This window comes from Pseudomonas putida (assembly GCF_050990305.1).
Taxonomy (GTDB): domain Bacteria; phylum Pseudomonadota; class Gammaproteobacteria; order Pseudomonadales; family Pseudomonadaceae; genus Aquipseudomonas; species Aquipseudomonas putida_AH.
This window is the reverse complement of sequence record NZ_CP158817.1, coordinates 4,091,056-4,112,406: the sequence shown is the minus strand read 5'-3', so window position 1 is coordinate 4,112,406 and position 21,351 is coordinate 4,091,056. Positions and strand designations below refer to the sequence as shown.

Below are 21,351 nucleotides of genomic sequence, written 5' to 3'. Positions count from 1 at the left end.
TCCTCACTGGTCAGCGAACTGCATCTCCGGAACGTGCTCCGGGACGATCAGTTTACCGGCGGTCTTGGCGACGATCTCTTCGACGCTGACACCCGGTGCACGCTCTTTGAGAATGAACGCGCCGTTATCGATTTCAAGGTAAGCCAGGTCGGTCAGCACACGCTTGATGCAACCGGCGCCGGTCAGCGGCAGGCTGCACTGGGACAGGAGCTTGGACTCACCGTCCTTGGACGCGTGGGTCATGAGAACGATGATGTTGTCGGCGCCAGCCACCAGGTCCATGGCGCCGCCCATGCCCTTGACCAGCTTGCCAGGGATCATCCAGGAGGCGATGTTGCCTTGCACGTCAACTTCAAACGCGCCCAGCACAGTCAGGTCGACATGACCGCCGCGAATCATCGCGAAGGACTCGGCGGAGGAAAAGATCGAAGCGCCGATGCGCGCGGTCACGGTTTGCTTGCCGGCGTTGATCATGTCGGCATCGATGGTTTCTTCGGTCGGAAACGGACCCATGCCCAGCAGGCCGTTTTCCGATTGCAGCATGACGTCCATGCCTTCAGGGACATAGTTGGCGACCAGGGTCGGAATGCCGATACCCAGGTTCACGTAGTAGCCGTCGTGCAGTTCGCGGGCGACGCGTTGAGCCATTTGTTCGCGGGAAAGTGCCATTGTTGTTATTCCTTCATTCGGTCCGGGGGCAGGGGATCACTTGCGTACGGTGCGTTGTTCGATGCGCTTCTCGAACGTGCCGCAGATGATCCGGTCGACGTAGATGCCTGGGGTGTGGATCTGCGCCGGGTCCAGCTCGCCGGGTTCGACGATTTCTTCGACTTCGACCACGGTGATCTTGCCGGCGGTGGCGGCCAGCGGGTTGAAGTTCTGGGCGGTGTGACGGTAGATGACGTTACCGAAATGGTCGGCTTTCCAGCCTTTGACGATGGCGAAGTCGCCGGTGATGGATTCTTCCATCAGGTACTTGCGGCCATGGAACTCGCGCACTTCCTTGCCTTCGGCAACCGGGGTGCCGACGCCGGTGGCGGTGAAGAAGGCCGGGATACCGGCGCCGCCGGCGCGCATTTTCTCGGCGAGGGTGCCTTGAGGGGTCAGGATGACTTCGATCTCGCCCTTGAGAAGTTGCTCTTCGAACAGCTTGTTCTCGCCGACGTAGGAGGCCACAACCTTGCTGATCTGACGGTCTGTCAGCAATACGCCCAGGCCGAAACCGTCGACGCCACAGTTGTTGGAGACCACAGTGAGGTCGCGAGTGCCCTTGCGCTTGATCTCATTGATCAGGTTCTCCGGAATCCCGCACAGCCCGAAGCCGCCAGCGATCACGGTCATGCCGTCTTCAAGACCTGCCAGCGCTTCCTCGTAGGAACTCACGCGCTTGTCGAAACCTGCCATATGCACCTCTTTTATTCTTTGTGGGCGGCTGGCTAGCCGTATGGGGGTTGAGTGTCTCGCCGTGAAATATATTTGTTAAGTTGATTTTTAAGGTTGATTAATTGGTAATACTCAATAATGCAATGACCAATGTCGAAACCACGCCCGTAGGAGCTGCCGAAGGCTGCGATCTTTTGATCTTGTTTTTCAACGGTGTCCAAATCGCAGAAGATCAAAAGATCGCAGCCTTCGGCAGCTCCTACAGTGGGCCTTTGTGATGTCGAATCAATGTAGTTGTCTTGGGGATGTCGTGTATGACCGTCAAGCAGATCCGCGCTTTCCTCGCCGTGGCCCAAAGCCTGAGTTTCGCTGTCGCCTGCGAACGCCTGCACCTGTCGCAATCGGCCTTGAGCCTGACCATCAAGGCGCTGGAAGACGGCCTGGGCGGGCGATTGTTCACCCGTAACACGCGTAATGTGGCGCTGACCGCCGAAGGCGAAGCGCTGGTACCGCTGGCGCGCCGATTGATCGCCGACTGGGACAATGCCGAGGATGAATTGCGTCAGCGTTTCACCCTGCAACGCGGCCGCGTGACCCTGGCGGCCATGCCATCCTTTGCCGGTAACCTGCTGCCACCGATCCTCAAGACCTTCCGTGCCCGGTATCCGAACGTCAACGTCACGGTCAACGACGTGATCAACGAGCAGGTGCTGGAAATGGTCCGTGACCGTCAGGTAGAACTGGGGGTGGCGTTCGAACCCACTCAGAATTCTTCATTGCAATTCACCCCGCTGTACATCGACCGTTTCGTGGCGGTGGTGCCTCAGGATTCGCCGCTGGTCGAGCGGGATGAAATCGATTGGCAGGCGTTGCTCAAGGAACCGTTCATCACTTTGCAACGCCCGTCGACCTTGCGGGTGATGCTCGAAGAACACCTGCAGGCTCGGGGGATGAAATTGCCGGTGGAGTTTGAAAGCCATCAACTGGCGACGGTCGGGCGCATGGTCGCCAGCGGATTGGGCGTCAGTGCGGTTCCTGCATTGTGCGCCGGCCAGATGCGCGAGTTGGGCGCGCACTGCATTACCTTGCGCGACCCGGTGGTGGAACGGGCCATAGGCGTGCTGACCTTGCCGGGAGGCGAACTGTCGGCGGCGGCGCAGGCGTTGTTTGATGTACTCAAGGAAGAAAATCTCGGGAAGCGCTTGCTCCGGTGACACATCGCTGACCTGTAGGAGCTGCCGAAGGCTGCGATCTTTTGCCTTTGAAGATCAAAAGATCGCAGCCTTCGGCAGCTCCTACACGGGGGCAGGTTTCGTCAGGTGTTCAGGCGGTGGGCCAACAGCGGTAAAAGCTGCTCACACGACCCCTCGACCTTCACATCCAGCATGTCATCCGCCCGGGTCTTGCCCAGGTTGATCGCCAGCAACGGCTTGCCTTGATCCACCACCGCCCGGCACAGGCGGAACGCCGAATAGGCCATCAACGATGAGCCAATCACCAGTAAGCCCGCGGCCCTTTCCACCGCGACCATCGCTTTGGCGGCTGTCTCCTGGGCGACGTTCTCGCCAAAAAACACCACGTCCGGCTTCATCCGAATGCCTGAACAATGGGGGCAATACGGGACTTGGAAACGCGCTTCGAAAGCCGGGTCCAGCAAGGTATCACCGTCTGGCGCCTGCACCGCGTCCACGCCGGCCAAGTACGGATTTTGCGTTTCCATCAACTGCTGGATCGAATCGCGCTCGCTGCGTTTTCCACAGTCCAGGCACAGTACCCGGTGCAGGCTGCCGTGGAGTTCGATCACGTCATGGCTGCCAGCCTGGTCGTGCAAGGTGTCGACGTTCTGGGTGATCAGCCCGCTGATTAGCCGATTGCTTTGCAGGTGGGCGAGGGTGTCGTGGGCCACGTTCGGTCGCGCCTGGCGCACGCGCGGCCAGCCAAGCATCGCCCGGGCCCAGTAGCGCCGCCGGGATTCGGGCGCCGAGAGAAATTCCTGATACATCATCGGCTGCCGGCCACGCCGTACGCCCTGGTTGTCGCGATAATCCGGAATGCCCGATGGCGTACTGATACCCGCACCGGTCAGGACCACGAACGGCTCGTCGGCCATGAGCTGCTGGAGGTGGTCGAGCTGTTTATGGATCAGGCTGTCGAGCATCAAATGAACCCCGCAATACCTGTAGGAGCTGCCGAAGGCTGCGATCTTTTAAAGATCAAAAGATCGCAGCCTTCGGCAGCTCCTACAGTAAGTGGTTTGCAGGCAGTGGTCATCGTGTTTATTTACGGGCCTCCAGAATCAAGTTGAACGGCGTTTCCGTCGCCCGACGGAAGCTTGTGAAACCCGCCTCGGTGAACACTTTGCGCAACCGCGCCTCACCCGCTTGGGCGCCAAGACCCAGACCGACTTCCTGGGACAGCGAGTTGGGCGTGCAGATAAAGGTCGAGGCCGCATAGAACAACCGGCCCACCGGGTTGATGTTGTCGTCCAGGGTGTCGTTGGCGAAGGGTTCCACCAGCAACACGGTTCCATCGGGCTTCAAAGACTCGTACGCATGTTTGGCCGCGCCCACCGGGTCGCCCATGTCGTGCAGGCAATCGAAGTAGCAGATCAAGTCGTAGTCGTTGCCTGGGTAGCTTTTCGCCGTGCCCTGGAAGAACCGTGCCCGGCCGGAAACACCACCTTCTTCAGCACGTTGGGTGGCGACGGTCACGGAAGGTGCGTGGTAGTCAAAACCGACGAACCGCGACTCGGGATAGGCCTGGGCCATGATCACCGTCGAGGCACCATGGCCGCAGCCGATGTCCGCGACCTTGGCCCCGGCCTCAAGCTTGGCCACCACGCCATCGAGGGCCGGCAGCCATTCGGCGATCAGGTGCGCCTTGTAGCCGGGGCGGAAGAACCGTTCCGTGCCGCTGAACATGCACGGATGGTGATCGCCCCAGGGCAGGCCGCCATCGCCGCGCATGGCTTTGACCAGTTTGTCCTTGTCATGGAAAAGTGCCGCGACCACCCCGACACCCGCCGCGATATAGACGGGCGAGTCTTCGATGGCCAGGGCCAGGGCCTGTTCTTCCGGGAGGCGGAACTGGCCGCCGTTGTGTTCCATGTACCCCGAGGCGGCATGGGCGCTGAGCCATTCGCGCACCAGGCGGGGGTTGCAGCCGGTTTTGTCGGCGAGGGTTTCAGGGCTGATCGGCTGACTGTCGGCCATGGCCCGGTACAGGCCGAGTTCTTCGCCGAGAATCACATTGGCGAGCATCGCCGCGCCACCCATGTCATTGACCAGTTTGCCCATGAAATCGTTGAGTCTGGCCTCGTCCATCACGTGTGCTCCTTCAAGAGGATCACGGTCCAGAGGTGGTTGCCTGGGCATTCGCCGCTGGGCGGTGGTCGTGGGAATGGGCAGGACGATCTGTGCGTCCTGGGTGCATTAAGTTTAGCTTCAGACGCAAGCACTGTTGCCCGGGACGACGAAATCTACCGCCGAACCCCGTAGGAGCGAGGCTTGCCCGCGAAGGCGCAGTCTCAGAAAAATCCTTATGACTGACACACCGTCTTCGCGGGCAAGCCTCGCTCCTACAGATCGTGCGTCGGCCATACCTTGGTCTGTATTCCACTGTATCCAACCGGCCTCCCGATACAGTTCGCCAGCACTCGACGCCACCACCGAACACAGACCAGATACAAACCTGCGATGAACTGTTCAGGCCGTTCTGGCGCCGTGAACCGTGGCGGCCGGAACCCTTCTCTGGCCGTCTGTGTCTGCGGCCGTTTGCTTGCCTTCGAGGGGACCACAATGACAACGCTCGTACCTGAACCCAATCTCAACGCCACGCCAGTCAATCGCCTGCGGGTCGATCGCTACACCAGCGGCATCATCGGCCCGAGCCAGCCGATGCTCGGCCCATTGGCCGACGGTGGCACCCTGATCACCGGGACACCGCCGGGCTGCTGGGGGCCGATGATTACGCCGGCCTTCGAGGGCGGACACGAAGTGACCCAGCCGGTGGCCATCGTAGGCGCGCAAATCGGTGACGCAGTGGCGATCAAGATCAAAAGCATGCGCGTCACCTCACTGGCCACGTCGTCCGGGGTCATGAGCTTCGTCGAGGGGCGCTACAACGGCGATCCGTTTGTCGCCAAATTCTGTTCCAAGTGCGGCACCGAACACCCGGCCAGCCATGTCGAAGGCATCGGTGAGGACGCGATCCGCTGTAACCACTGCGGCGCCGAAGTCAGCGCGTTCCGCTTCAGTCACGGCTATGTGATCGTGTTCGATGCGCAGAACCAGGTCAGCCTGACGGTCAACCAGGACATCGCCAATCAACTGGCCGGTAACGCATCAGAGATGTCGGCGCTACCGGAATTCGCCGCCCAACATTCGATCCTGTCCCTGGCCCGCGCCGACATCCCCGGCGTCGCCGCGCACATGCGGCCGTTCCTCGGCAACATCGGCACGATGCCCTCGCGCGACTTGCCTGACTCGCACAACTGCGCCGATTTCGGCCAATACCTGATCAACGCCCCGCACCGTTTCGGCATGACCCGCGAAGCACTGCACGCGGCCAAGACCGATGGCCACATGGACACCAACTCGATCCGCGAAGGCTGCGTATTGATCTGCCCAGTGAAGGTGCCGGGCGCTGGGGTGTACATGGGCGACATGCATGCTCAGCAGGGCAACGGCGAGATCGCCGGTCACGCCACCGATTGCTCCGGGGAAACCGAAGTGGTGGTGCAGGTGGTGAAAAACCTGACCCTGGAAGGCCCGATCCTGCTGCAAAACCTCGACGACCTGCCGCCGATGGCACGGCCCATGAACGCCGAGCAGCGGGCCAGTGTCCGTGCATTGGGCGAGCGCTGGGGTCAGCACGAGATCGAGAAGAGCGGCCCGATCACCTTCATCGGCAGTGGTGAAAACCTCAACCTGGCGGTGGAGAATGGTTTGCAGCGCGCTGCCGACGTCACCGGCCTGCCGTATGACGAAGTGCTCAACCGCGCCACCATCACCGGTTCCATCGACATCAGCCGCCTGCCGGGCACTGTGCGCGTGACCTTCCTGTGCCCGATGAACGTACTGGACCGCATGGGCATCGGCCATCTTGTACGCGAGAAGTACGACCTCGCGTAAGCCTGTTCCACGGGTCTGTACCAGAGTGTGTACAGACCCGTTGGCGATACAAATCCTGCTGTTTTCCGTCAGCGATTAACACAGCTTCGATACATCACCGCGATTAACTGTGTGCGTGTACTGACCACTTGAGATCAACACCATGCAGACCCCCACCTCAACAGCGAAGGCCAGCGCCGGGCTCGGCTTGCGTCGCGGTTTAATGAAGGACCTCCTGGCTGCCCCGGCCGGCCATTTTGATTTTCTCGAAGTCGCGCCAGAAAACTGGATCGGCATCGGCGGCGCCCACGGTGTGGCGCTGCGTACATTGGCCGAGCGCTATCCATTGTCCTGCCACGGCTTGTCCCTGTCCCTTGGCGGACCGTCGCCGCTGGACGTCGGTTTTTTGCAAGAAGTGCGGCAGTTCCTCGATCACTACAACGTGCCGCTGTACAGCGAACACCTGAGCTATTGCAGCGATGACGGTCATCTCTACGACCTGTTGCCGTTGCCCTTTACCGAAGAGGCGGTGCATCACGTTGCCGCGCGTATCCGTCAGGCTCAAGACATTCTCGGCCGTCGCCTGGCGGTAGAAAACGTCTCCTACTACGCCGCACCACAACAGGACATGGACGAGGTGACCTTCACCAACGCCGTGCTGCGTGAAGCCGATTGCGACCTGTTGCTGGACGTCAACAACGTTTATGTCAACTCGATCAACCACGGCTTCGATCCGCGTACCTTTCTGGCCGGTATCGATGCGGATCGCGTGGTGGCGATGCACATCGCCGGGCATTTTGATGAGTCCGACACCTTGAAAATCGACACCCATGGCGCATCGGTCAAGCCGGCGGTGTGGTCGTTGCTGGCCCAGGCCTATGCCCGCTTCGGCGCGCAACCGACCTTGCTGGAGCGGGATTTCAACTTCCCGGTATTTTCCGAATTGGTCGCTGAATTGCGGACCATCCGCCGCTTGCAGACTCAGGAGGTGAACCGTGGCTACGCGCTCGCTGTTTGATCAGCAAAGCAATATGGGCCGGTACCTGCGCGATCCCGAGCATTGCGCGCCACCGCCGGAAATGGACCCGAAGCGGGCCCAGGTGTATCGCGAGCTGGTGTTTGCCAACCTGTCGACCCTGATCAGCGGGACGTTTCCGGTGCTGGTGCAGATTCTTGGCGACAAACGCTGGCGCGCACTGGTGCGCAGCTTCCTGCGTGACTACCGCGCCCACACCCCGAAATTCGGTGAAATCGCCGAGGAATTCGTCGAGTTTCTCGCCTCCGGGCCCGAGGCGCTGGCGGATGGATCGTGGCCGCCGTTCATGGTGGAACTGGCGCACTACGAATGGGTGGAGATGGCATTGCAACAATCCGAAGCCGAGCCCTTGGCCGCCGGTGATGCGGACCTGTTGCCGGATCATCCGTTGCAGGTTTCGCCTTTGGCCTGGCCGCTGGCGTATGCCTGGCCGGTGCATTTGGTGGGGCCGGATTACCAGCCGGACGAAGCGCCGGAGCAACCGACGTTGCTGCTGGTGCGTCGGGCTGAAGACTGGAGTGTGAAGTTTTCTGCGTTGAGCCCGTTGGCGTGGCGGTTGTTGCAGCGCATCGACGAGTCTCCCGAGTTGAGCGGGTGTGATCAGTTGCAAGCGTTAGCGAAGGAGGTGGGGGCAACCGGGTCGCCCGCGTTCCTTGATAACGGTCTGGCATTGTTGCAACAGATGCTTGAGGAAGGAGTTGTGGGTTTGGCGTGAGAACGCTCGTTCAAAAGATCGTCCGAACGCGGCCCGAGCCTTCGGCAGCTCCTACAGAGCAAACGCATTCCAAATGTAGGAGCTGTCGAGTGTAACGAGGCTGCGATCTTTTGACTGTTAAAAGCAAGATCAAAAGATCGCAGCCTTCGGCAGCTCCTACAGAGGAAACGTATTCCAAATGTAGGAGCTGTCGAGTGTAACGAGGCTGCGATTTTTTGACTGTTAAAAGCAAGATCAAAAGATCGCAGCCTTCGGCAGCTCCTACAGAGGAAACGCATTCCAAATGTAGGAGCTGTCGAGTGCAACGAGGCTGCGATCTTTTGACTGTTAAAAGCAAGATCAAAAGATCGCAGCCTTCGGCAGCTCCTACAGAGGAAACGTATTCCAAATGTAGGAGCTGTCGAGTGTAACGAGGCTGCGATCTTTTGACTGTTAAAAGCAAGATCGAAAGATCGCAGCCTTCGGCAGCTCCTACAGGGGGCGTTGCGGGGGTTGGCGCAATTTGAGCTCGGCGCACAACCCGCCGCCTTCACGATTGCTTAACGTCAGCGATCCGCCGAGCGCCAATGCCAGTTGTTGCGCAATCGCCAGGCCCAGGCCGGTGCCCCCGGTGCTGCGGTTGCGCGAGTTCTCCACGCGGTAGAACGGCTCCATGACCTGGGCCAGTTCCGCTTCGGCAATACCTGGGCCTCGGTCCATGACCTTCACCGACACGCTGCCATCGGCGGTCTTTTCCACCTGCAACTCGGCGGCGCCGGCAAATTTGAGGGCGTTGTCCGTCAGGTTCACCAGCACCCGGCGCAGGGCATGGGGGCGAGTGTCGATGACGCTGGCGCTTTTGCCGCTCAGTTGAACGTCCTTGCCCATGTCTTGATAGTCGAACACCAGGCTGTCGAGGAACGAGTCCAGGTCGGTGCGGCGACTTTCTTCGGTGGCGCCATGGACGCTGCGGGCATAGGCAACCCCTTCGCGCACCAGATGCTCCATCTCGCCCAGGTCGTTCCACAGCTTGTCCTTCTCCACGGAGTCGTCCATGAATTCGGCGCGCAGTTTCATCCGGGTGATCGGCGTTTGCAGATCATGGGAGATCGCCGCCAACAGTTGCATGCGCTCCTTGAGGTAGGCGGCGATGCGCGCCTGCATGGCGTTGAAGGCCTTGGCCGCATGGGCCACCTCGGTCGGGCCTTTCTCGTCCAGCAGTACCGGGTGGGCGTTGGGGTCGAGCGTATCGACGGCCTCGGCGAGACGGGTGAGGGGGCGGATGGCAATCCGAACGGCCAGCCAGGTGCAGGCGATCATCAGGGCCAGTTGCCCGAGCAATACGAAGGGCAACCAGGGTGACAGCGGCACCATCGACGGCCTTACGTCGATGGTCAAAGGACTACCGTCCGACAGTTTCAGATGCACCTGGAAGTGTTTGCTGGGGCCCGGAATGTCAGTGAAGGTCATCGGGTAATCCTTGCCGATGGCGTCCTTGATCGAAGCCATCGCGACGGGCGCATCCGGCGTGTCCATACCCATGGGGTTTCCTGGCGAGCCTTCGTCGAGCAAGTATCGGTAGTTGCGTCGGTCCAGTTGTTGCAGCCAACCGGCGCGCTCTTCGACCGGCAAGCGGTCAAGAATGGCAATGGAGGTCGAGACGTCGGTTTCCAGGTTGCCCAACATGGTGTTCTTTGCGCTTTCGTAACGCTCGTAATATTGCGCACCGAAGGACAGCGCCTGAGCGAGGATCAGGCCGATCAGGAAGATCAGCGACAGCCGTGAAGCCAGGGTGCGAGGCCAGCGCATCGAGAGGTTCATGCGGGCGCCCCCACGATTTCCACCGGCAGTGAAAACACATAGCCCTCGCTGCGCACGGTCTTAATGTAGGCCGGTTCGCGGGCGTCATCGAGTAGACGCTGACGCAGGCGACTCACCAGCAGGTCGATGGAACGGTCGAACAGGTCGGCGTCGCGGCCCTGGGTCAGGTTGAGCAATTGGTCGCGGTTGAGCACCCGTTGTGGGTGATCGAGGAGCACCCGCAACAAGCGGTATTCGGCGCCACTGAGCGCAACCATGGTGCCGTCGGCATCGAGCAGGTGTCGGGCCGAGGTGTCCAGCTTCCACCTTCCGAAGCCCAGCAGGCGACTGCTTTCGGTGACCACCAGGTTGGGTGGCAGCATCCGCGTGCGACGCAGAACGGCATTGATGCGCGCCAGCAGTTCGCGGGCGGCGAAGGGCTTGACCAAGTAATCGTCGGCACCCATTTCCAGGCCGATGATGCGGTCGGTTTCATCGTTGCGGGCGGTGAGCATCAGCACCGGAATGGCCTTGTGTTTGCCGGCGCGCAGCTCGCGGCAGAGCATCAGGCCATCGTCCCCCGGCATCATGATGTCCAGCACGATCAAATCCACAGGAGTGGATTCGAGGAAGGTGCGCATCTGCCTACCATCCGCCACGACCGTGGTGCGCAAGCCGTTCTTCTTCAGATAGTTGCCCACCAGTTCCCGGATCTCGCGGTCATCGTCAACGATAAGAATGTGATCGACGTGTTCCATGGGGGCTTGCCTCTGAAAGTGGGGGATGTCGCACAGTCTATCGAGCCTTGGACTACATGCCCGCAGGCGTTTGTATTGCAGTGTATCTGGCTTGCCTGAGGATACACACGGACAAAAAAACGCGAATTTTTCAGCGGTTTGTATCGCTCTGTATCCCGTTCCGGTTCAGATACGTACCGAATTACACGGGGCTTTTCCCGACACATACGCGATACCTCCCAAGCTTTTAATAGGCTCCATCGAGGCACACCCAAACCGCCTCGGCCCAACTTGCAATGACCTATTGAAACCCTGAGGAGATCGCCATGAACACCAAAGCCGTTGTCGCCGCTTGCCTGTTTGCCGCGCTGAACATCTGCACCCTGTCGGCCCGTGCCGAAGCCGATGTCAGCGAAAAAACCTACTCCTACGGCACGCAACTGGACATCAAGAAAGTGCTCTCGCTCAAGCAAGACCCTTCGGCTACCTGCGGAGTGATCGATGCACAGCTGACCTACCTGGATTCCCAGAGCAAAACCCAGGTCCTGGACTACCGCAAGATTGCCGACAACTGCGCCTCGGACAACTGAGTCTGCGATCACATCATCCCTTTAGAAGCGAGGAACACACCATGAACAACGTCAGCCGATTCCTGACCGCTATTGCCTTCTCCATCGCCGGTGCGGCGGCCCATGCCAACGCCGCTGTAGAACAAAACGCGTGCGGCAGCAGCACTTGCTTCCAGCTTGCACCGATGGCGAAGCAGAACGCCGATGCGTTGCTCGCTGAAAACGGCTCCAGCCATACGCCCCAGGGCAAGTGGCAGGATGAACAAACTGCTTGAACCCCGTCTCCCCTGTAGGAGCGAGCATGCTCGCGATGGTCGTACATTCGAAATCTTCGTCGACTGACACACCATCGCGAGCATGCTCGCTCCTACAGGGGGGGGTGTGAATTGCCACCCTCTTTAATCAAGGTGATCCCATGTTCCTCATCGCTTTCCTGGGCGGCATATTGACCGTTCTCAGCCCGTGCATCCTGCCGGTGGTGCCGTTCCTGTTCGCCGGTGCCGACCGCAAGCGTTCATCGATCCTGCTGACCCTGGGCGGCATGGCCCTGACCTTTGCCCTGGTCTCCAGCCTGGCCGTGGTCAGCAGCGAGTGGGTGATCCAGGCCAGCAACGCCGGTCGCCATGTGGCTCTGGTCGTGATGGTGTTGTTTGCCCTGTCGCTGATCTCTGCGCGGGTCGGTGACTGGCTGGCGCGACCGTTCGTGTTGCTGGGCAATCGCCTCGACCCCAACAGCCGCAAGGTTTCAGGTCCGCTGGGCTCGCTGATGATCGGCATCGCCACCGGCCTGCTCTGGGCACCCTGCGCCGGGCCGATCCTTGGGGTGATCCTCTCCGGTGCCATGTTGCAAGGCGCGAACGCCGGCACCAGCCTGTTGCTGGTGGCCTATGGTCTGGGCAGTGCTTTGTCCCTGGGGGTCTTGATCTTCGCCGGTCGCGGCCTGGTCAATCGCCTGAAACCGTCGATTCCGGTGACAGGCTGGTTGCGTCGGGGCGCGGGAGTCGCGGTGTTGGTCGGTGCGGCAGTCATCTCCACCGGCGCTGACAATGTACTGCTGGCCAACACCTCCTCGGAAACGGTCGGCAAGGTCGAAAAAGGCGTGCTGGAAACCGTGCCGAAAGTCGTCGACTACTTTGTCGGCAAGGCCAGGGCCGAGTCCGCGAACGCGATGCCGTCACTGGCCGGCGCCGTGGAATGGATCAACTCGCCGGCACTGACCAACGAATCGCTCAAGGGCAAAGTGGTGCTGGTGGATTTCTGGACTTTCGACTGCATCAACTGCCAGCACACCCTGCCGTACGTGAAGGACTGGGCGAAGAAATACGAGAAGGACGGATTGGTGGTGATTGGCGTGCACACCCCTGAGTACGGCTTCGAACGCATCATCGACAACGTCAAGGACAAGGTGAAGGAATACGGCATCACCTACCCGGTGGCGATCGACAACAACTACGCGATCTGGCGCAACTTCGACAACCAATACTGGCCGGCGCACTACCTGATAGACGCCAAGGGCCAGGTGCGTTTCACCCACTTCGGTGAAGGCGGTTACGGTGATCAGGAGAAAATGATCCAGCAGTTGCTGGAAGAAGCCAAGACCGCACCCGCGGCCTAAACCGCTCTGTGTAGGCGCTGCGCAGGCTGCGATCTTTTGACCTTCAAAAACAAGATCAAAAGATCGCAGCCTGCGCCAGCGCCCACACGAGGTGAGCCTCAGTGCATCGAGGCCGCCTGTATACGCCGCCACGCTGCTGGTGGTGCGCCATATTCGCGTCGAAACGCCCGGCTGAATGCCGTGTCGGTCTGATAGCCCACTTCTTCGGCAATGCGGATCAGGGAGCTGTTACTGCTGCGTAACAGGTTGGCCGCCAGCAACATGCGCCACTGGGTCAGGTACTGCATCGGCGAAACCCCCACCAACTGCTGAAAGCGTTCGGCCAATACCGATCGTGACGTGCCGGCGGTGCGCGCCAGTTCATCCAGGGTCCAGGTGTGGCAGGGTTTTTTGTGCAAGGCGTTGAGGGCGGCACCGACGATCCGGTCGCTGACGCCCGCCAGCCAACCAGTGCGGCCCTTGCCCTGTTCGTGCATGTACAGGCGCAGCACTTCGATGAACAACACCTCGGCCAATTTCGCCAACACGCCTTCGCCACCGGGTCTTGGCGAGCGGGCTTCGGCCAGGGCGTAGCGCACCGAGGATTCCAGCCAGACACCGGCAGGCGAGCCGCGCACATTGACTCGTACCACCGACGGCAAACCGGTCAGTAACATGCCGGCCAGGCGCGCATCACAAGCCAGATAACCACACACCAGCCGCGTGACCGCGCCGCCTCCGCCATAGCTCAACTGCCGTGGTCGCCGCGCCAGAACCTTGTCCAGTCGCCCACCAGTGGCCGGGGGCAATCCCGGTTGGGAACTCATGCGATGGGCATCGCCGTGGGGGAATACCACGACATCGCCAGCCGTCAGCAGCAGTGGCGGACCCTCTCCCAGTTCGATGTAACACTCGCCCTCGGTGATCAAATGAAAGATCACCACCCGCTCGGCGTTCGGTTCCAGGAATGGCGCGGCGGTGTCGGCGCTCGGCGACTGGTAGCACCAGGGCGCGGTGAACCTGGCATTGATGAAAATGGCGCCCACCAGGCGCACGACGCGAAGGGTCTGTGACAAGGCATCCATAGTGTTTTCCCGTGCGGGGAACCGTGGGTGAAGAACTGATTGTGAGCCTGTCGCCGCCAGCCATGGAATCTCCGGACGATCGGACAGGCTTGGCCGACGATCGGGCAGGACGCCGTCACGCGCCAGAGAGATAGTTTGCCCACAGGGTCACTGCCGGCCCTGTCTCCATAAAAAGAATGAGAGGTTGCCATGCCGAAGTTCGTTATTGAACGCGAGATACCAGGTGCTGGAACACTGTCAGAAAGGGATTTGAAGGCGGCGTCGCAAAAGTCCTGCAGGACCTTGCGCGAATTGCCCGAGGTGCAGTGGCTGCAGAGTTATGTCACCGGTGACAAGCTCTACTGCGTGTACATTGCCCCCAGCGAAGAGCAGATCAAGGAGCACGCCCGGCAGAGCGGTTTTCCGGCCAATCGCATCTCCCAGGTCACGTCCATCATCGATCCGACCACGGCAGAATAAGCCGGGCGGCGTTCCAAACTCCTACGGAGCGCAATTCATGAGTACACCCATTGATCTGACTGCCTTGAAAAACCGTCAAATGGCCGCCTGGGCCAGTGGCGACTACGCCGTGATCGGCACCACGTTGCAGATTGTCGGCGAGCGGCTGGCCGAAGCCTGCGACCTGCTGTGCGATGAGCAAGTGCTCGATGTCGCCGCCGGCAACGGCAATGCCACGCTGGCCGCTGCGCGCCGGGGTTGCCTGGTCACCTCCACCGATTATGTGGCCGCACTGCTTGAACGCGGAGAAGATCGGGCCAGGGCCGAACACCTCAACGTGACGTTCAAGGTCGCCGATGCCGAAGCGCTGCCCTTTGACGATGCCAGTTTCGATGCCGTGCTTTCGACCTTCGGCGTGATGTTCACGCCGGACCAGCCCAAGGCGGCCGCGGAGTTGGCGCGAGTCTGTCGGCCAGGAGGGCGGATCGGCCTGGCCAACTGGACGCCGGAAGGCTTCGTCGGCCAGATGTTCAAGACCCTGGGCAAGCACATGCCGCCACCCCCCGGCGCGCAACCGCCCTCGCAGTGGGGCACCGAAGCCTGGTTGCACACGCACTTCGACGAGCGCAACTTCCTGGTCCAGGTGGCGCGCAAGACCTTCAACTTCCGCTATCGCAACGCCGCGCATTTCATCGACACCTTCCGTCACTGGTACGGCCCGGTGCACAAGGCGTTCGCGGCATTGCCAGAGGACAGCGCCAAGGCCCTGGAAAACGACATGACCGAACTGCTCAACCGCTCGAACCGGGCAGGGGAGAAGTCGCTGGTGGTGCCGAGCGAGTACCTGGAGGTGGTCATCACAAGGCGTTAAAGCAACGATCTCCCCGTAGGAGCGAGGCTTGCCCGCGAACGCGCCGTATCAGTCGACATCAATATTGACTGACACGGCGCGTTCGCGGGCAAGCCTCGCTCCTACGAAGGGTTACGTTGGTTTATGGCCAGCTACTCATCTAATCGCTCCGTGTACACCACCCACACACTGCAAGGCATTTTGTACAGCAGGTGCTCCACTGTGCTGCCAATCAGCCGTCCCATGCCACGATGACCGAGGCGGCCCATGACGATCACGTCGACGTCATAGGCCTGGGCATAGCGGGTCAGGACTTTGGTGGGGCTGCCCATGATCATGTGTCGCTGCGGCTGTGCGATGCCGTTGCGTTCGGCCAGTTCGTTGAAGGCTTGCAGCTGTGCGTCATACAGCGTCTTGTTCTTGGTCGAGGAAAAGAACGCCGAGCCGTTATCGAAACCGAATTCGTCGGAACTGATGGATGAAAGATCGTAGGCGTAGACCGCGTCGAGTTCGGCATTGCAGGCACTGGCCAGTTTCGAGGCTTCATGCAGGATGCGGTCGTTGAAGCTTTTGTACTGGTCATCGCGGTGGAAGGGGTCCACGGCCGCAACCACTTTGCGCGGCAGGGCATTCACGGCGTGGCTGACAAAGTGCAAGGGCACCGGGCACTCACGCAACAGGTGCACATCCAGCGGGGTGAACATCAATCGCGACAGCCGCGATGGGTGATCCAGCGCCTTGATCAGCACGTCCATCGGCTGTTCCTTGAGGTGAATCAGGATTTCTTCCAGCGGGTCGTGCACCCACGCCACTTCGGTGGTGACGTGCACGCCGATCTTGCGCAGGGGCCGGGCCTGGTCTTCAAGCCATTGGCGGTGGCGATCGACGTAGCCCAGGCGCATCTGTTCCAGGGCCTGTTCATTGACCATGCCGGCCGTCGCCAGGCCTTCCAGATAATCGAACGCCACGATGTGCAACGCCGCCTCTTCAGCCTTGGCCAGCGCGGCGGCGCGATCAAAGGCCGGGCTGTGTTCCATCAGCGGCGAAGTCACCAGCATGAAGCGTGATTGCTCGGACATGACAAACCTCCCGGGGGCGTTCGGCTTGTTAAGTATTGACCAGGATTGACGGCTGTTGGGGCCGGTTATCGGAGGTGTGTGCACACAAGGCCCTGTGGGAGCGGGCTTGCTCGCGATAGCGCAGTGTCAGTCGACATGAATATTGGCAGATACGCCGTCATCGCGGGCAAGCCCGCTCCCACAGGGATTTTTGGTGTGACTTAAATGATCTTCGCGCCTCGCGCCTGCAGCAACTCACGCAATACCGACCGATGACAGTGCGCTTCTTCCTCGCAATAACAACCGATGGCCAGGGACGTCCGGTGGGAAAGGGCGGCCAGCAGGTCCAGCATCTGGCTGGCCGCCGGGTGCTTCATTTCAGCCTTGAACTTGCGCACGAACACGGCCCAGGCCTTGGCGTCGTGAGCCGCCAGTGCTTCGGCCACCAGCTCTGCGCTGGGCGACAGCAATGGCTGCCACACATCATAGAAATCCCGGGTGGCGAACTCGGCCTTGGGTACACCTCGTGGTGGGCGGCGCACGGTGCCCAGGCGCAAGCCTTCATCGGGTTGGCGCGGTGAGCCCAGGCGCACGATATGAATCGGCATGGCGTTACTTGAGCCGCGATTCGTCGAACCATTCCAGGGCCGTGCGCCAGAAGCAGATCCCCAGGAAGTACGCCGACATCAGCAGCCACAGCCCCATCACCAGCGGATTGATCACCGGGTGGTTAATCACCAGCGACAGGCTGCACAGCAGCCAGATCGCCGTCACCGCAATGTTGATCGGCATGAAGCGGCGCACGCGAAACGGGTGCAGGAATTTCATCCGGGTCAGCGTCAGCAGCGCCAGGCCGATTACCGTCAGGAAAGTGATCCATGGCGACGGCGCGATGATGTACAGGCACAGGGCAACCACGTTCCACGCGGCGGGGAAACCCTGGAAGTAGTTGTCCTTGCTTTTCATGTTGACGTTGCAGAAGCAGAACAGTGAGGACACCAGGATCAGCGATACGGTCAGCAGCAGCGTGTACTCCGGTAGCGGGATGTAGCGATAGATGAACAGCGCCGGAATGAACACATACGTCAGGTAATCGATGACCAGATCGAGGATCGAACCGTCGAAACTCGGCAGCACCGACTGCACATTGACCTTGCGCGCCAACGCGCCGTCCAGCCCGTCGACGATCAAGGCCACGCCCAGCCACAACAGGCAGGTGGTCGGCTGGTTGTCGAGCAGGGCGAGGGTGGCCAGGAACGCGGTGACCACGCCGGTGGCGGTGAAACCATGGGCGCCCCATGCTTTGAGTCTGGCGATGTGTAGGGTCGTAATCACGGGGGCGTTCTCCAGAAAGTGAAGCAAGCCAGTCATCGCCCTCGGTGTCGAAGGCGGCGGCAAACCGGGTCGGGTTGCAGGTATCGACCGGGTATCCGGGAATAAGGTTCACCACCTATGAATCTTAGCTTGACCGTAAAAAAAGGCCGTGGAATCTCCCGGACGGGCACCGGGGCGCTTCGGCCAAACGGTGGTAGCGCATTTTCCGGCGAGGACTATCGTTGTTTGACTGGATCCACCCCATCGATGAGGACCTCGTCATGAACACCAGCGATCTGCTCGAACAATTACTGCGCGGCGGCCAGGGCTCCCTGTCGCAACAGGGCGGCGGGATGTCGGCTCAAGGCGGGCTCGGCGATCTGGGCGGGTTGCTCGGTGGCCTGCTCGGTGGTGGCGGTGGTGGCGGGGCCAGCGCCGGCGCCGGGGGGATGGGCGGTCTGGGCGGGTTACTCGGCGGTTTGCTGGGTGGTGGCTCGCCGATGGGCGGTTCAGCGCCCTCGCGCTCTGGTGGCGGGGCCAACTATGCCGCGCTCGCGTCCCTGGGGATGATGGCATTTCAGGCGTATCAGTCCTGGCAACGCAACCAAGCCACGCAACAACAGGCGCCTCAACAGGCGATGCGCACGGTAGACATGCTCGCCGGCCCCGAAGTCGAAGAACATAGTCACGCGATCCTTCGCGCCTTGATTGCCGCGGCCAAGGCTGACGGCCGGTTCGATGATGCTGAAAAGCAGATGATCAATGCCGAAATCGCCCGCCACACCGATGACCCGCAGTTGCAGCAATGGCTCGATGAAGAAGTCGCCAAGCCGCTAGATGCCACCGACGTGGCGCAATCGGCCACCGACCCCGGCATGGCCGCCGAAATGTACCTGGCCAGCGTGATGCTGGTGGACGATCAGCAAGATGCCGAACGCAGCTATCTGGATGAACTGGCGGCGGCGCTGAACATCGATCCGGATTTGCAGGTGCATCTGGAGCAGCAGGCCAGGGGTGGTGCTGCCTGACCGATCTGCAGAAATTTGCCCTGTAGGAGCTGCCGCAGGCTGCGATCTTTTGATTTTTAGAAGCAAGATCAAAAGATCGCAGCCTGCGGCAGCTCCTACAGTGGACGCAGTACATCCGTGAAATCAGATCGCCTGCGCTGCGTCGGCCCGACAAGCCAGCACCCACAGGTATTCACCCGCCTGAAAACCTGTAGGAGCTGCCGAAGGCTGCGATCTCGCCGGTTCCGTGCCGATTTTTCGTGAGAGGTGGGGGCGCTCAACGGAGCCAATCAGTGGAATGTGCGCAACGTGCACGAACGCCTGGCCGACGTGAAGGACGGGCCTTGGGCGGGTATGAAGAACACTCGGCAGATGATTACTTCCGAGATGCGCAGACGGGGGGATGAAAACTAGGGCCGCATCCTTCTGTAGGAGCACGGCTTGCCGGCGATGGCGTTTTTACGAGCGCCATCGCTGGCAAGCCGTGCTCCTACGAAGAGCAAACTTATTACTTCATGAATGCCTGGAAGTCGGTCCCCAGCTTGTCGATTGCCGCCTTGAAATCCTGGGCGGTGACTTTCTGGCTGGAGTTCGACAGTTGCTTGCCAAACACCTTGCGCACCACTCTGGCTACGGTCTGGTTGCTTTTCGCGTCGATGAACTCGGCTTCGATAAACAGCTCGGTGTCCTGATCCCGGTGACCGGTGGCGGCCTGAGTCGCGCCAACGACGGCGGCAATGGGCACCACTTCATACCACTTCATGCCTTCGTTCGAGGCGCTGACCCCGGTGATGGCTGCGCGCATGACCAGGGTCTTGGCCCCAGCCGGTGCTGCGCTCGGGCTGGAAACCACCCGGTACTTCTGCCCCAGCGTAGTCTTGGCCTTGTTGGTCATGTAGTTCTGAATGTCGTTGAGCGTTTGCTTGTTGACCTGTTCATTGGGCTTGGGCGCCGGGTAGAGCTCCAGTCGGGTGAAGGCCACCGTGTCATAGGCATTGGGGTTCCACGTTGGGCTTACCCAGCGCATGGCCGTTCCGCCGCTGGGCGTGGTGACTTCCTGCAGGTTGTTGTAGTTGGACAGATAACCGGAATACTGCTCCTTCTCGATGACTTTCGAGGTACAACCACCGAGCATGAGCCCGGTCAGGGCGGCGCCGACGAGCAATTTTCGGGACAAGTTCATAGTGCTGTGTACTCCTTGGGTGAAATCGTTTTTCGTTATAGGACCATCAGAAGCGCCAAGTCATGTTGGCGGCCAGGGCTTGAATCCAGGAATTGTCGAATTGACCGGAAATTCGATTGCCCGACACGGATTTGGTCTGGTCCACCGGCATGTCGCCCATCCAGATCATGGCCCAACTGACATTGACGTCTGTTTCCTTGTTCAGAGCATAGGTGGCTCCTGTCGCAATGCGCCAGGATTCGGCCATGGGAACGATCACCGAACGCTTGCTGTCGGACACGGCACTGCTGTCGTACGCCACGCCGACGTTCCACAGCAGCTGTGGGGTGGCCTGGTATTGCGTGCCGAGTGACAGGTGCCAGGTGTCCTTGAAGCCGGCATCGATGTTGCTCGAACGGGCGTCGTTTGCCGTGGTGTCGACCTGTATGCCGATATCGCCGAATTCCGACCAGTCCTGCCAGTTGACCGAGGCGAGCAAGGCCCATTGCCGGTCCAGTTGCTGGAACAGGCTCAGGGTAACAGTTTGCGGCACGGTGATGTCGAGTTCGGTATCGGCGCCATCCAGGCGTCGAAGTACCGGGCCGTCACCCTTGATGTCCAGGCCGTCCTCGAATTTCAGATCGACTTTGCTGGTGTACGTCAGGCCAAGGCGGGTGCCGGGTTGCGGGGCATAGATCACCCCCACATTGGCGCCGAAACCCCAATCCTTGTCCTTGTATTTGAATTGGCCGTCGCTGCGGTCGGTGAGGCCCAAAGGCGAGCGGTCGATGGCGGTCTGGGCTTGCAGCATGCCGTACATGGCCCTGACGCCGATGCCCACCGACCATTGCTCGTTGAAGCGGTAAGCAACGCTTGGCACCATCGACAGACCGAGCAGGCTGGAGTTCTGCGCGAAGTAGCGTCCCGACCAGTCATTGTCGTAATTGACCGCCAGGCCGAAGTCACCGTACTGGCCGAAGCCGACGCTCCAGTGGTCGTCCAGCTCATGGCTGACGAAAAAGCTGCCGCCCGGCAACGGTTCGAGTGCGTTGCCACTGCCACTGCCCGACACGTTGGTGTCGTTATCGCGATCGAACGTGATGTCGCCGTAAAGCACCTGCAAGCCAGCGGTGATCTGTGTCCCCGGCAGATAGCTCATGCCCGCCGGATTGCTGGCAATGGTGGATGGACCCTGGGCCCGGGCGGCGGCACCGGCGTTGGCCAGGCCGACGTTGTCGGTGCCGACTTCGTAGAGCATGATGCCGCCGGCATGAGCCTGCTGGCTGCATAGGGCCAGCAATGTGACGACGGGCAGAGCAGATACTTTTGGCTGCATGGCGTCAGTACTCGAAAGCAATTCCCGACAACGCTGAATTATGTTGTCCTCGCGAAAAGAGCGTAGGTTCTTATCGCCAAAAAGCCAGTAAACACTGCGCATCCTAATGAAAAAGCCATTTGCAGGAACGATCTTGTCTGCGGGTGGCGTTCCAACGAAAAGCGTGCGGACAACGGG

22 protein-coding genes are annotated in these 21,351 nt (G+C 60.6%); 10 read left to right on the top strand and 12 right to left on the bottom strand.

Annotated features, from left to right (window positions below; genetic code table 11):
* Positions 1-3: 3 nt before the first annotated feature.
* On the bottom strand, positions 4-669 hold the full coding sequence (locus ABTV22_RS18500) for a CoA transferase subunit B (protein ID WP_433735942.1): 666 nt from the start codon (positions 667-669) through the stop codon (positions 4-6).
* A 36-nt stretch (positions 670-705) separates the two neighbouring features.
* A complete protein-coding gene (locus ABTV22_RS18495) occupies positions 706-1,404 on the bottom strand; it encodes a CoA transferase subunit A (protein ID WP_046816298.1) in 699 nt (232 codons plus the stop codon).
* Positions 1,405-1,697: 293 nt separating this feature from the next.
* Between ABTV22_RS18495 and ABTV22_RS18490 the strand changes: the two genes are divergently transcribed.
* Positions 1,698-2,597 carry a LysR substrate-binding domain-containing protein gene (locus ABTV22_RS18490; protein WP_433735941.1) on the top strand — a complete coding sequence of 300 codons (900 nt, stop codon included), beginning with the start codon at positions 1,698-1,700 and terminating at the stop codon, positions 2,595-2,597.
* A gap of 101 nt (positions 2,598-2,698) precedes the next feature.
* Here the strand turns inward: ABTV22_RS18490 and ABTV22_RS18485 are convergent, their stop codons facing one another.
* Complete coding sequence (locus ABTV22_RS18485; RefSeq protein WP_433735940.1) at positions 2,699-3,541, bottom strand: NAD-dependent protein deacetylase; 843 nt, start codon at positions 3,539-3,541, stop codon at positions 2,699-2,701.
* A 118-nt stretch (positions 3,542-3,659) separates the two neighbouring features.
* A complete protein-coding gene (locus ABTV22_RS18480; protein ID WP_433735939.1) occupies positions 3,660-4,706 on the bottom strand; it encodes a class I SAM-dependent methyltransferase in 1,047 nt (348 codons plus the stop codon).
* A gap of 474 nt (positions 4,707-5,180) precedes the next feature.
* Here ABTV22_RS18480 and ABTV22_RS18475 point away from each other — a divergent pair, with 474 nt between their 5' ends.
* From ABTV22_RS18475 to ABTV22_RS18465, 3 genes are all read left to right on the top strand, one after another.
* Positions 5,181-6,515, top strand: coding sequence for an acetamidase/formamidase family protein (locus ABTV22_RS18475; RefSeq protein ID WP_433735938.1), 1,335 nt, complete (start codon positions 5,181-5,183; stop codon positions 6,513-6,515).
* Positions 6,516-6,657: 142 nt separating this feature from the next.
* A complete protein-coding gene (locus tag ABTV22_RS18470) occupies positions 6,658-7,512 on the top strand; it encodes an HvfB family MNIO-type RiPP peptide maturase (protein ID WP_433735937.1) in 855 nt (284 codons plus the stop codon).
* 13 nt (positions 7,513-7,525) lie between these two features.
* Entirely contained in the window at positions 7,526-8,245 is a 720-nt protein-coding gene (locus tag ABTV22_RS18465; protein WP_433741444.1) for an HvfC family RiPP maturation protein, read from the top strand.
* A gap of 471 nt (positions 8,246-8,716) precedes the next feature.
* On the opposite strand, the gene ABTV22_RS18460 is transcribed toward ABTV22_RS18465, so the two are convergent.
* Both ABTV22_RS18460 and ABTV22_RS18455 read right to left on the bottom strand, forming a co-directional pair.
* The gene (locus ABTV22_RS18460; RefSeq protein ID WP_433735936.1) at positions 8,717-10,045 is read right to left on the bottom strand and encodes an ATP-binding protein; all 1,329 of its coding nucleotides are present in this window, start codon (positions 10,043-10,045) and stop codon (positions 8,717-8,719) included.
* Positions 10,042-10,782 (bottom strand): response regulator, encoded by a 741-nt coding sequence (locus ABTV22_RS18455; protein WP_433735935.1) that lies wholly within the window; start codon positions 10,780-10,782, stop codon positions 10,042-10,044. Before ABTV22_RS18455 ends, ABTV22_RS18460 begins: the two co-directional genes overlap by 4 nt.
* Positions 10,783-11,087: 305 nt before the next feature.
* Between ABTV22_RS18455 and ABTV22_RS18450 the strand changes: the two genes are divergently transcribed.
* From ABTV22_RS18450 to ABTV22_RS18440, 3 genes are all read left to right on the top strand, one after another.
* The gene (locus ABTV22_RS18450; protein WP_433735934.1) at positions 11,088-11,351 is read left to right on the top strand and encodes a DUF2790 domain-containing protein; all 264 of its coding nucleotides are present in this window, start codon (positions 11,088-11,090) and stop codon (positions 11,349-11,351) included.
* Between the two features lie 41 nt (positions 11,352-11,392).
* The gene (locus ABTV22_RS18445) at positions 11,393-11,605 is read left to right on the top strand and encodes a hypothetical protein (RefSeq protein WP_433735933.1); all 213 of its coding nucleotides are present in this window, start codon (positions 11,393-11,395) and stop codon (positions 11,603-11,605) included.
* A 140-nt stretch (positions 11,606-11,745) separates the two neighbouring features.
* Positions 11,746-12,945, top strand: a complete 1,200-nt coding sequence (locus tag ABTV22_RS18440; protein WP_433735932.1) for a cytochrome c biogenesis protein DipZ — start codon at positions 11,746-11,748, stop codon at positions 12,943-12,945.
* Between the two features lie 98 nt (positions 12,946-13,043).
* Here the strand turns inward: ABTV22_RS18440 and ABTV22_RS18435 are convergent, their stop codons facing one another.
* Positions 13,044-14,009 (bottom strand): AraC family transcriptional regulator, encoded by a 966-nt coding sequence (locus ABTV22_RS18435; protein WP_433735931.1) that lies wholly within the window; start codon positions 14,007-14,009, stop codon positions 13,044-13,046.
* Between the two features lie 189 nt (positions 14,010-14,198).
* Here ABTV22_RS18435 and ABTV22_RS18430 point away from each other — a divergent pair, with 189 nt between their 5' ends.
* Positions 14,199-14,468, top strand: coding sequence for a DUF4242 domain-containing protein (locus ABTV22_RS18430; RefSeq protein ID WP_433735930.1), 270 nt, complete (start codon positions 14,199-14,201; stop codon positions 14,466-14,468).
* 37 nt (positions 14,469-14,505) lie between these two features.
* Positions 14,506-15,318 carry a class I SAM-dependent methyltransferase gene (locus ABTV22_RS18425; RefSeq protein ID WP_433735929.1) on the top strand — a complete coding sequence of 271 codons (813 nt, stop codon included), beginning with the start codon at positions 14,506-14,508 and terminating at the stop codon, positions 15,316-15,318.
* Between the two features lie 131 nt (positions 15,319-15,449).
* Here the strand turns inward: ABTV22_RS18425 and ABTV22_RS18420 are convergent, their stop codons facing one another.
* The 3 genes from ABTV22_RS18420 to pcsA form a co-directional block, all read right to left on the bottom strand.
* Entirely contained in the window at positions 15,450-16,376 is a 927-nt protein-coding gene (locus tag ABTV22_RS18420) for a universal stress protein (protein ID WP_433735928.1), read from the bottom strand.
* A gap of 200 nt (positions 16,377-16,576) precedes the next feature.
* Complete coding sequence (locus ABTV22_RS18415; RefSeq protein WP_433735927.1) at positions 16,577-16,963, bottom strand: DUF488 domain-containing protein; 387 nt, start codon at positions 16,961-16,963, stop codon at positions 16,577-16,579.
* A gap of 4 nt (positions 16,964-16,967) precedes the next feature.
* The gene (pcsA, locus tag ABTV22_RS18410) at positions 16,968-17,690 is read right to left on the bottom strand and encodes a phosphatidylcholine synthase (RefSeq protein WP_433735926.1); all 723 of its coding nucleotides are present in this window, start codon (positions 17,688-17,690) and stop codon (positions 16,968-16,970) included.
* A gap of 260 nt (positions 17,691-17,950) precedes the next feature.
* Between pcsA and ABTV22_RS18405 the strand changes: the two genes are divergently transcribed.
* Positions 17,951-18,697: a tellurite resistance TerB family protein gene (locus ABTV22_RS18405; RefSeq protein ID WP_433735925.1), complete on the top strand. Its 747-nt coding sequence runs from the start codon at positions 17,951-17,953 to the stop codon at positions 18,695-18,697.
* A 487-nt stretch (positions 18,698-19,184) separates the two neighbouring features.
* Here ABTV22_RS18405 and ABTV22_RS18400 read toward each other — a convergent pair whose 3' ends face one another.
* Complete coding sequence (locus ABTV22_RS18400; protein WP_433735924.1) at positions 19,185-19,859, bottom strand: DUF3313 domain-containing protein; 675 nt, start codon at positions 19,857-19,859, stop codon at positions 19,185-19,187.
* A 46-nt stretch (positions 19,860-19,905) separates the two neighbouring features.
* Positions 19,906-21,174 carry an OmpP1/FadL family transporter gene (locus ABTV22_RS18395; protein ID WP_433735923.1) on the bottom strand — a complete coding sequence of 423 codons (1,269 nt, stop codon included), beginning with the start codon at positions 21,172-21,174 and terminating at the stop codon, positions 19,906-19,908.
* Between the last annotated feature and the right edge of the window lie 177 nt (positions 21,175-21,351).

What these genes read in the sequence shown, in the direction of transcription:
- ABTV22_RS18430 (WP_433735930.1), top strand. Translation starts at nt 14,199, where the DNA reads ATGCCGAAGTTCGTTATTGAACGCGAGATACCAGGTGCTGGAACACTG.
- ABTV22_RS18435 (WP_433735931.1), bottom strand. Translation starts at nt 14,009, where the DNA reads ATGGATGCCTTGTCACAGACCCTTCGCGTCGTGCGCCTGGTGGGCGCC.
- ABTV22_RS18470 (WP_433735937.1), top strand. Translation starts at nt 6,658, where the DNA reads ATGCAGACCCCCACCTCAACAGCGAAGGCCAGCGCCGGGCTCGGCTTG.
- ABTV22_RS18465 (WP_433741444.1), top strand. Translation starts at nt 7,526, where the DNA reads ATGGGCCGGTACCTGCGCGATCCCGAGCATTGCGCGCCACCGCCGGAA.
- ABTV22_RS18495 (WP_046816298.1), bottom strand. Translation starts at nt 1,404, where the DNA reads ATGGCAGGTTTCGACAAGCGCGTGAGTTCCTACGAGGAAGCGCTGGCA.
- ABTV22_RS18400 (WP_433735924.1), bottom strand. Translation starts at nt 19,859, where the DNA reads ATGAACTTGTCCCGAAAATTGCTCGTCGGCGCCGCCCTGACCGGGCTC.
- ABTV22_RS18500 (WP_433735942.1), bottom strand. Translation starts at nt 669, where the DNA reads ATGGCACTTTCCCGCGAACAAATGGCTCAACGCGTCGCCCGCGAACTG.
- ABTV22_RS18450 (WP_433735934.1), top strand. Translation starts at nt 11,088, where the DNA reads ATGAACACCAAAGCCGTTGTCGCCGCTTGCCTGTTTGCCGCGCTGAAC.
- ABTV22_RS18460 (WP_433735936.1), bottom strand. Translation starts at nt 10,045, where the DNA reads ATGAACCTCTCGATGCGCTGGCCTCGCACCCTGGCTTCACGGCTGTCG.
- ABTV22_RS18475 (WP_433735938.1), top strand. Translation starts at nt 5,181, where the DNA reads ATGACAACGCTCGTACCTGAACCCAATCTCAACGCCACGCCAGTCAAT.
- ABTV22_RS18440 (WP_433735932.1), top strand. Translation starts at nt 11,746, where the DNA reads ATGTTCCTCATCGCTTTCCTGGGCGGCATATTGACCGTTCTCAGCCCG.
- ABTV22_RS18395 (WP_433735923.1), bottom strand. Translation starts at nt 21,174, where the DNA reads ATGCAGCCAAAAGTATCTGCTCTGCCCGTCGTCACATTGCTGGCCCTA.
- ABTV22_RS18420 (WP_433735928.1), bottom strand. Translation starts at nt 16,376, where the DNA reads ATGTCCGAGCAATCACGCTTCATGCTGGTGACTTCGCCGCTGATGGAA.
- ABTV22_RS18455 (WP_433735935.1), bottom strand. Translation starts at nt 10,782, where the DNA reads ATGGAACACGTCGATCACATTCTTATCGTTGACGATGACCGCGAGATC.
- ABTV22_RS18480 (WP_433735939.1), bottom strand. Translation starts at nt 4,706, where the DNA reads ATGGACGAGGCCAGACTCAACGATTTCATGGGCAAACTGGTCAATGAC.
- ABTV22_RS18415 (WP_433735927.1), bottom strand. Translation starts at nt 16,963, where the DNA reads ATGCCGATTCATATCGTGCGCCTGGGCTCACCGCGCCAACCCGATGAA.
- ABTV22_RS18425 (WP_433735929.1), top strand. Translation starts at nt 14,506, where the DNA reads ATGAGTACACCCATTGATCTGACTGCCTTGAAAAACCGTCAAATGGCC.
- ABTV22_RS18485 (WP_433735940.1), bottom strand. Translation starts at nt 3,541, where the DNA reads ATGCTCGACAGCCTGATCCATAAACAGCTCGACCACCTCCAGCAGCTC.
- ABTV22_RS18405 (WP_433735925.1), top strand. Translation starts at nt 17,951, where the DNA reads ATGAACACCAGCGATCTGCTCGAACAATTACTGCGCGGCGGCCAGGGC.
- ABTV22_RS18490 (WP_433735941.1), top strand. Translation starts at nt 1,698, where the DNA reads ATGACCGTCAAGCAGATCCGCGCTTTCCTCGCCGTGGCCCAAAGCCTG.
- ABTV22_RS18445 (WP_433735933.1), top strand. Translation starts at nt 11,393, where the DNA reads ATGAACAACGTCAGCCGATTCCTGACCGCTATTGCCTTCTCCATCGCC.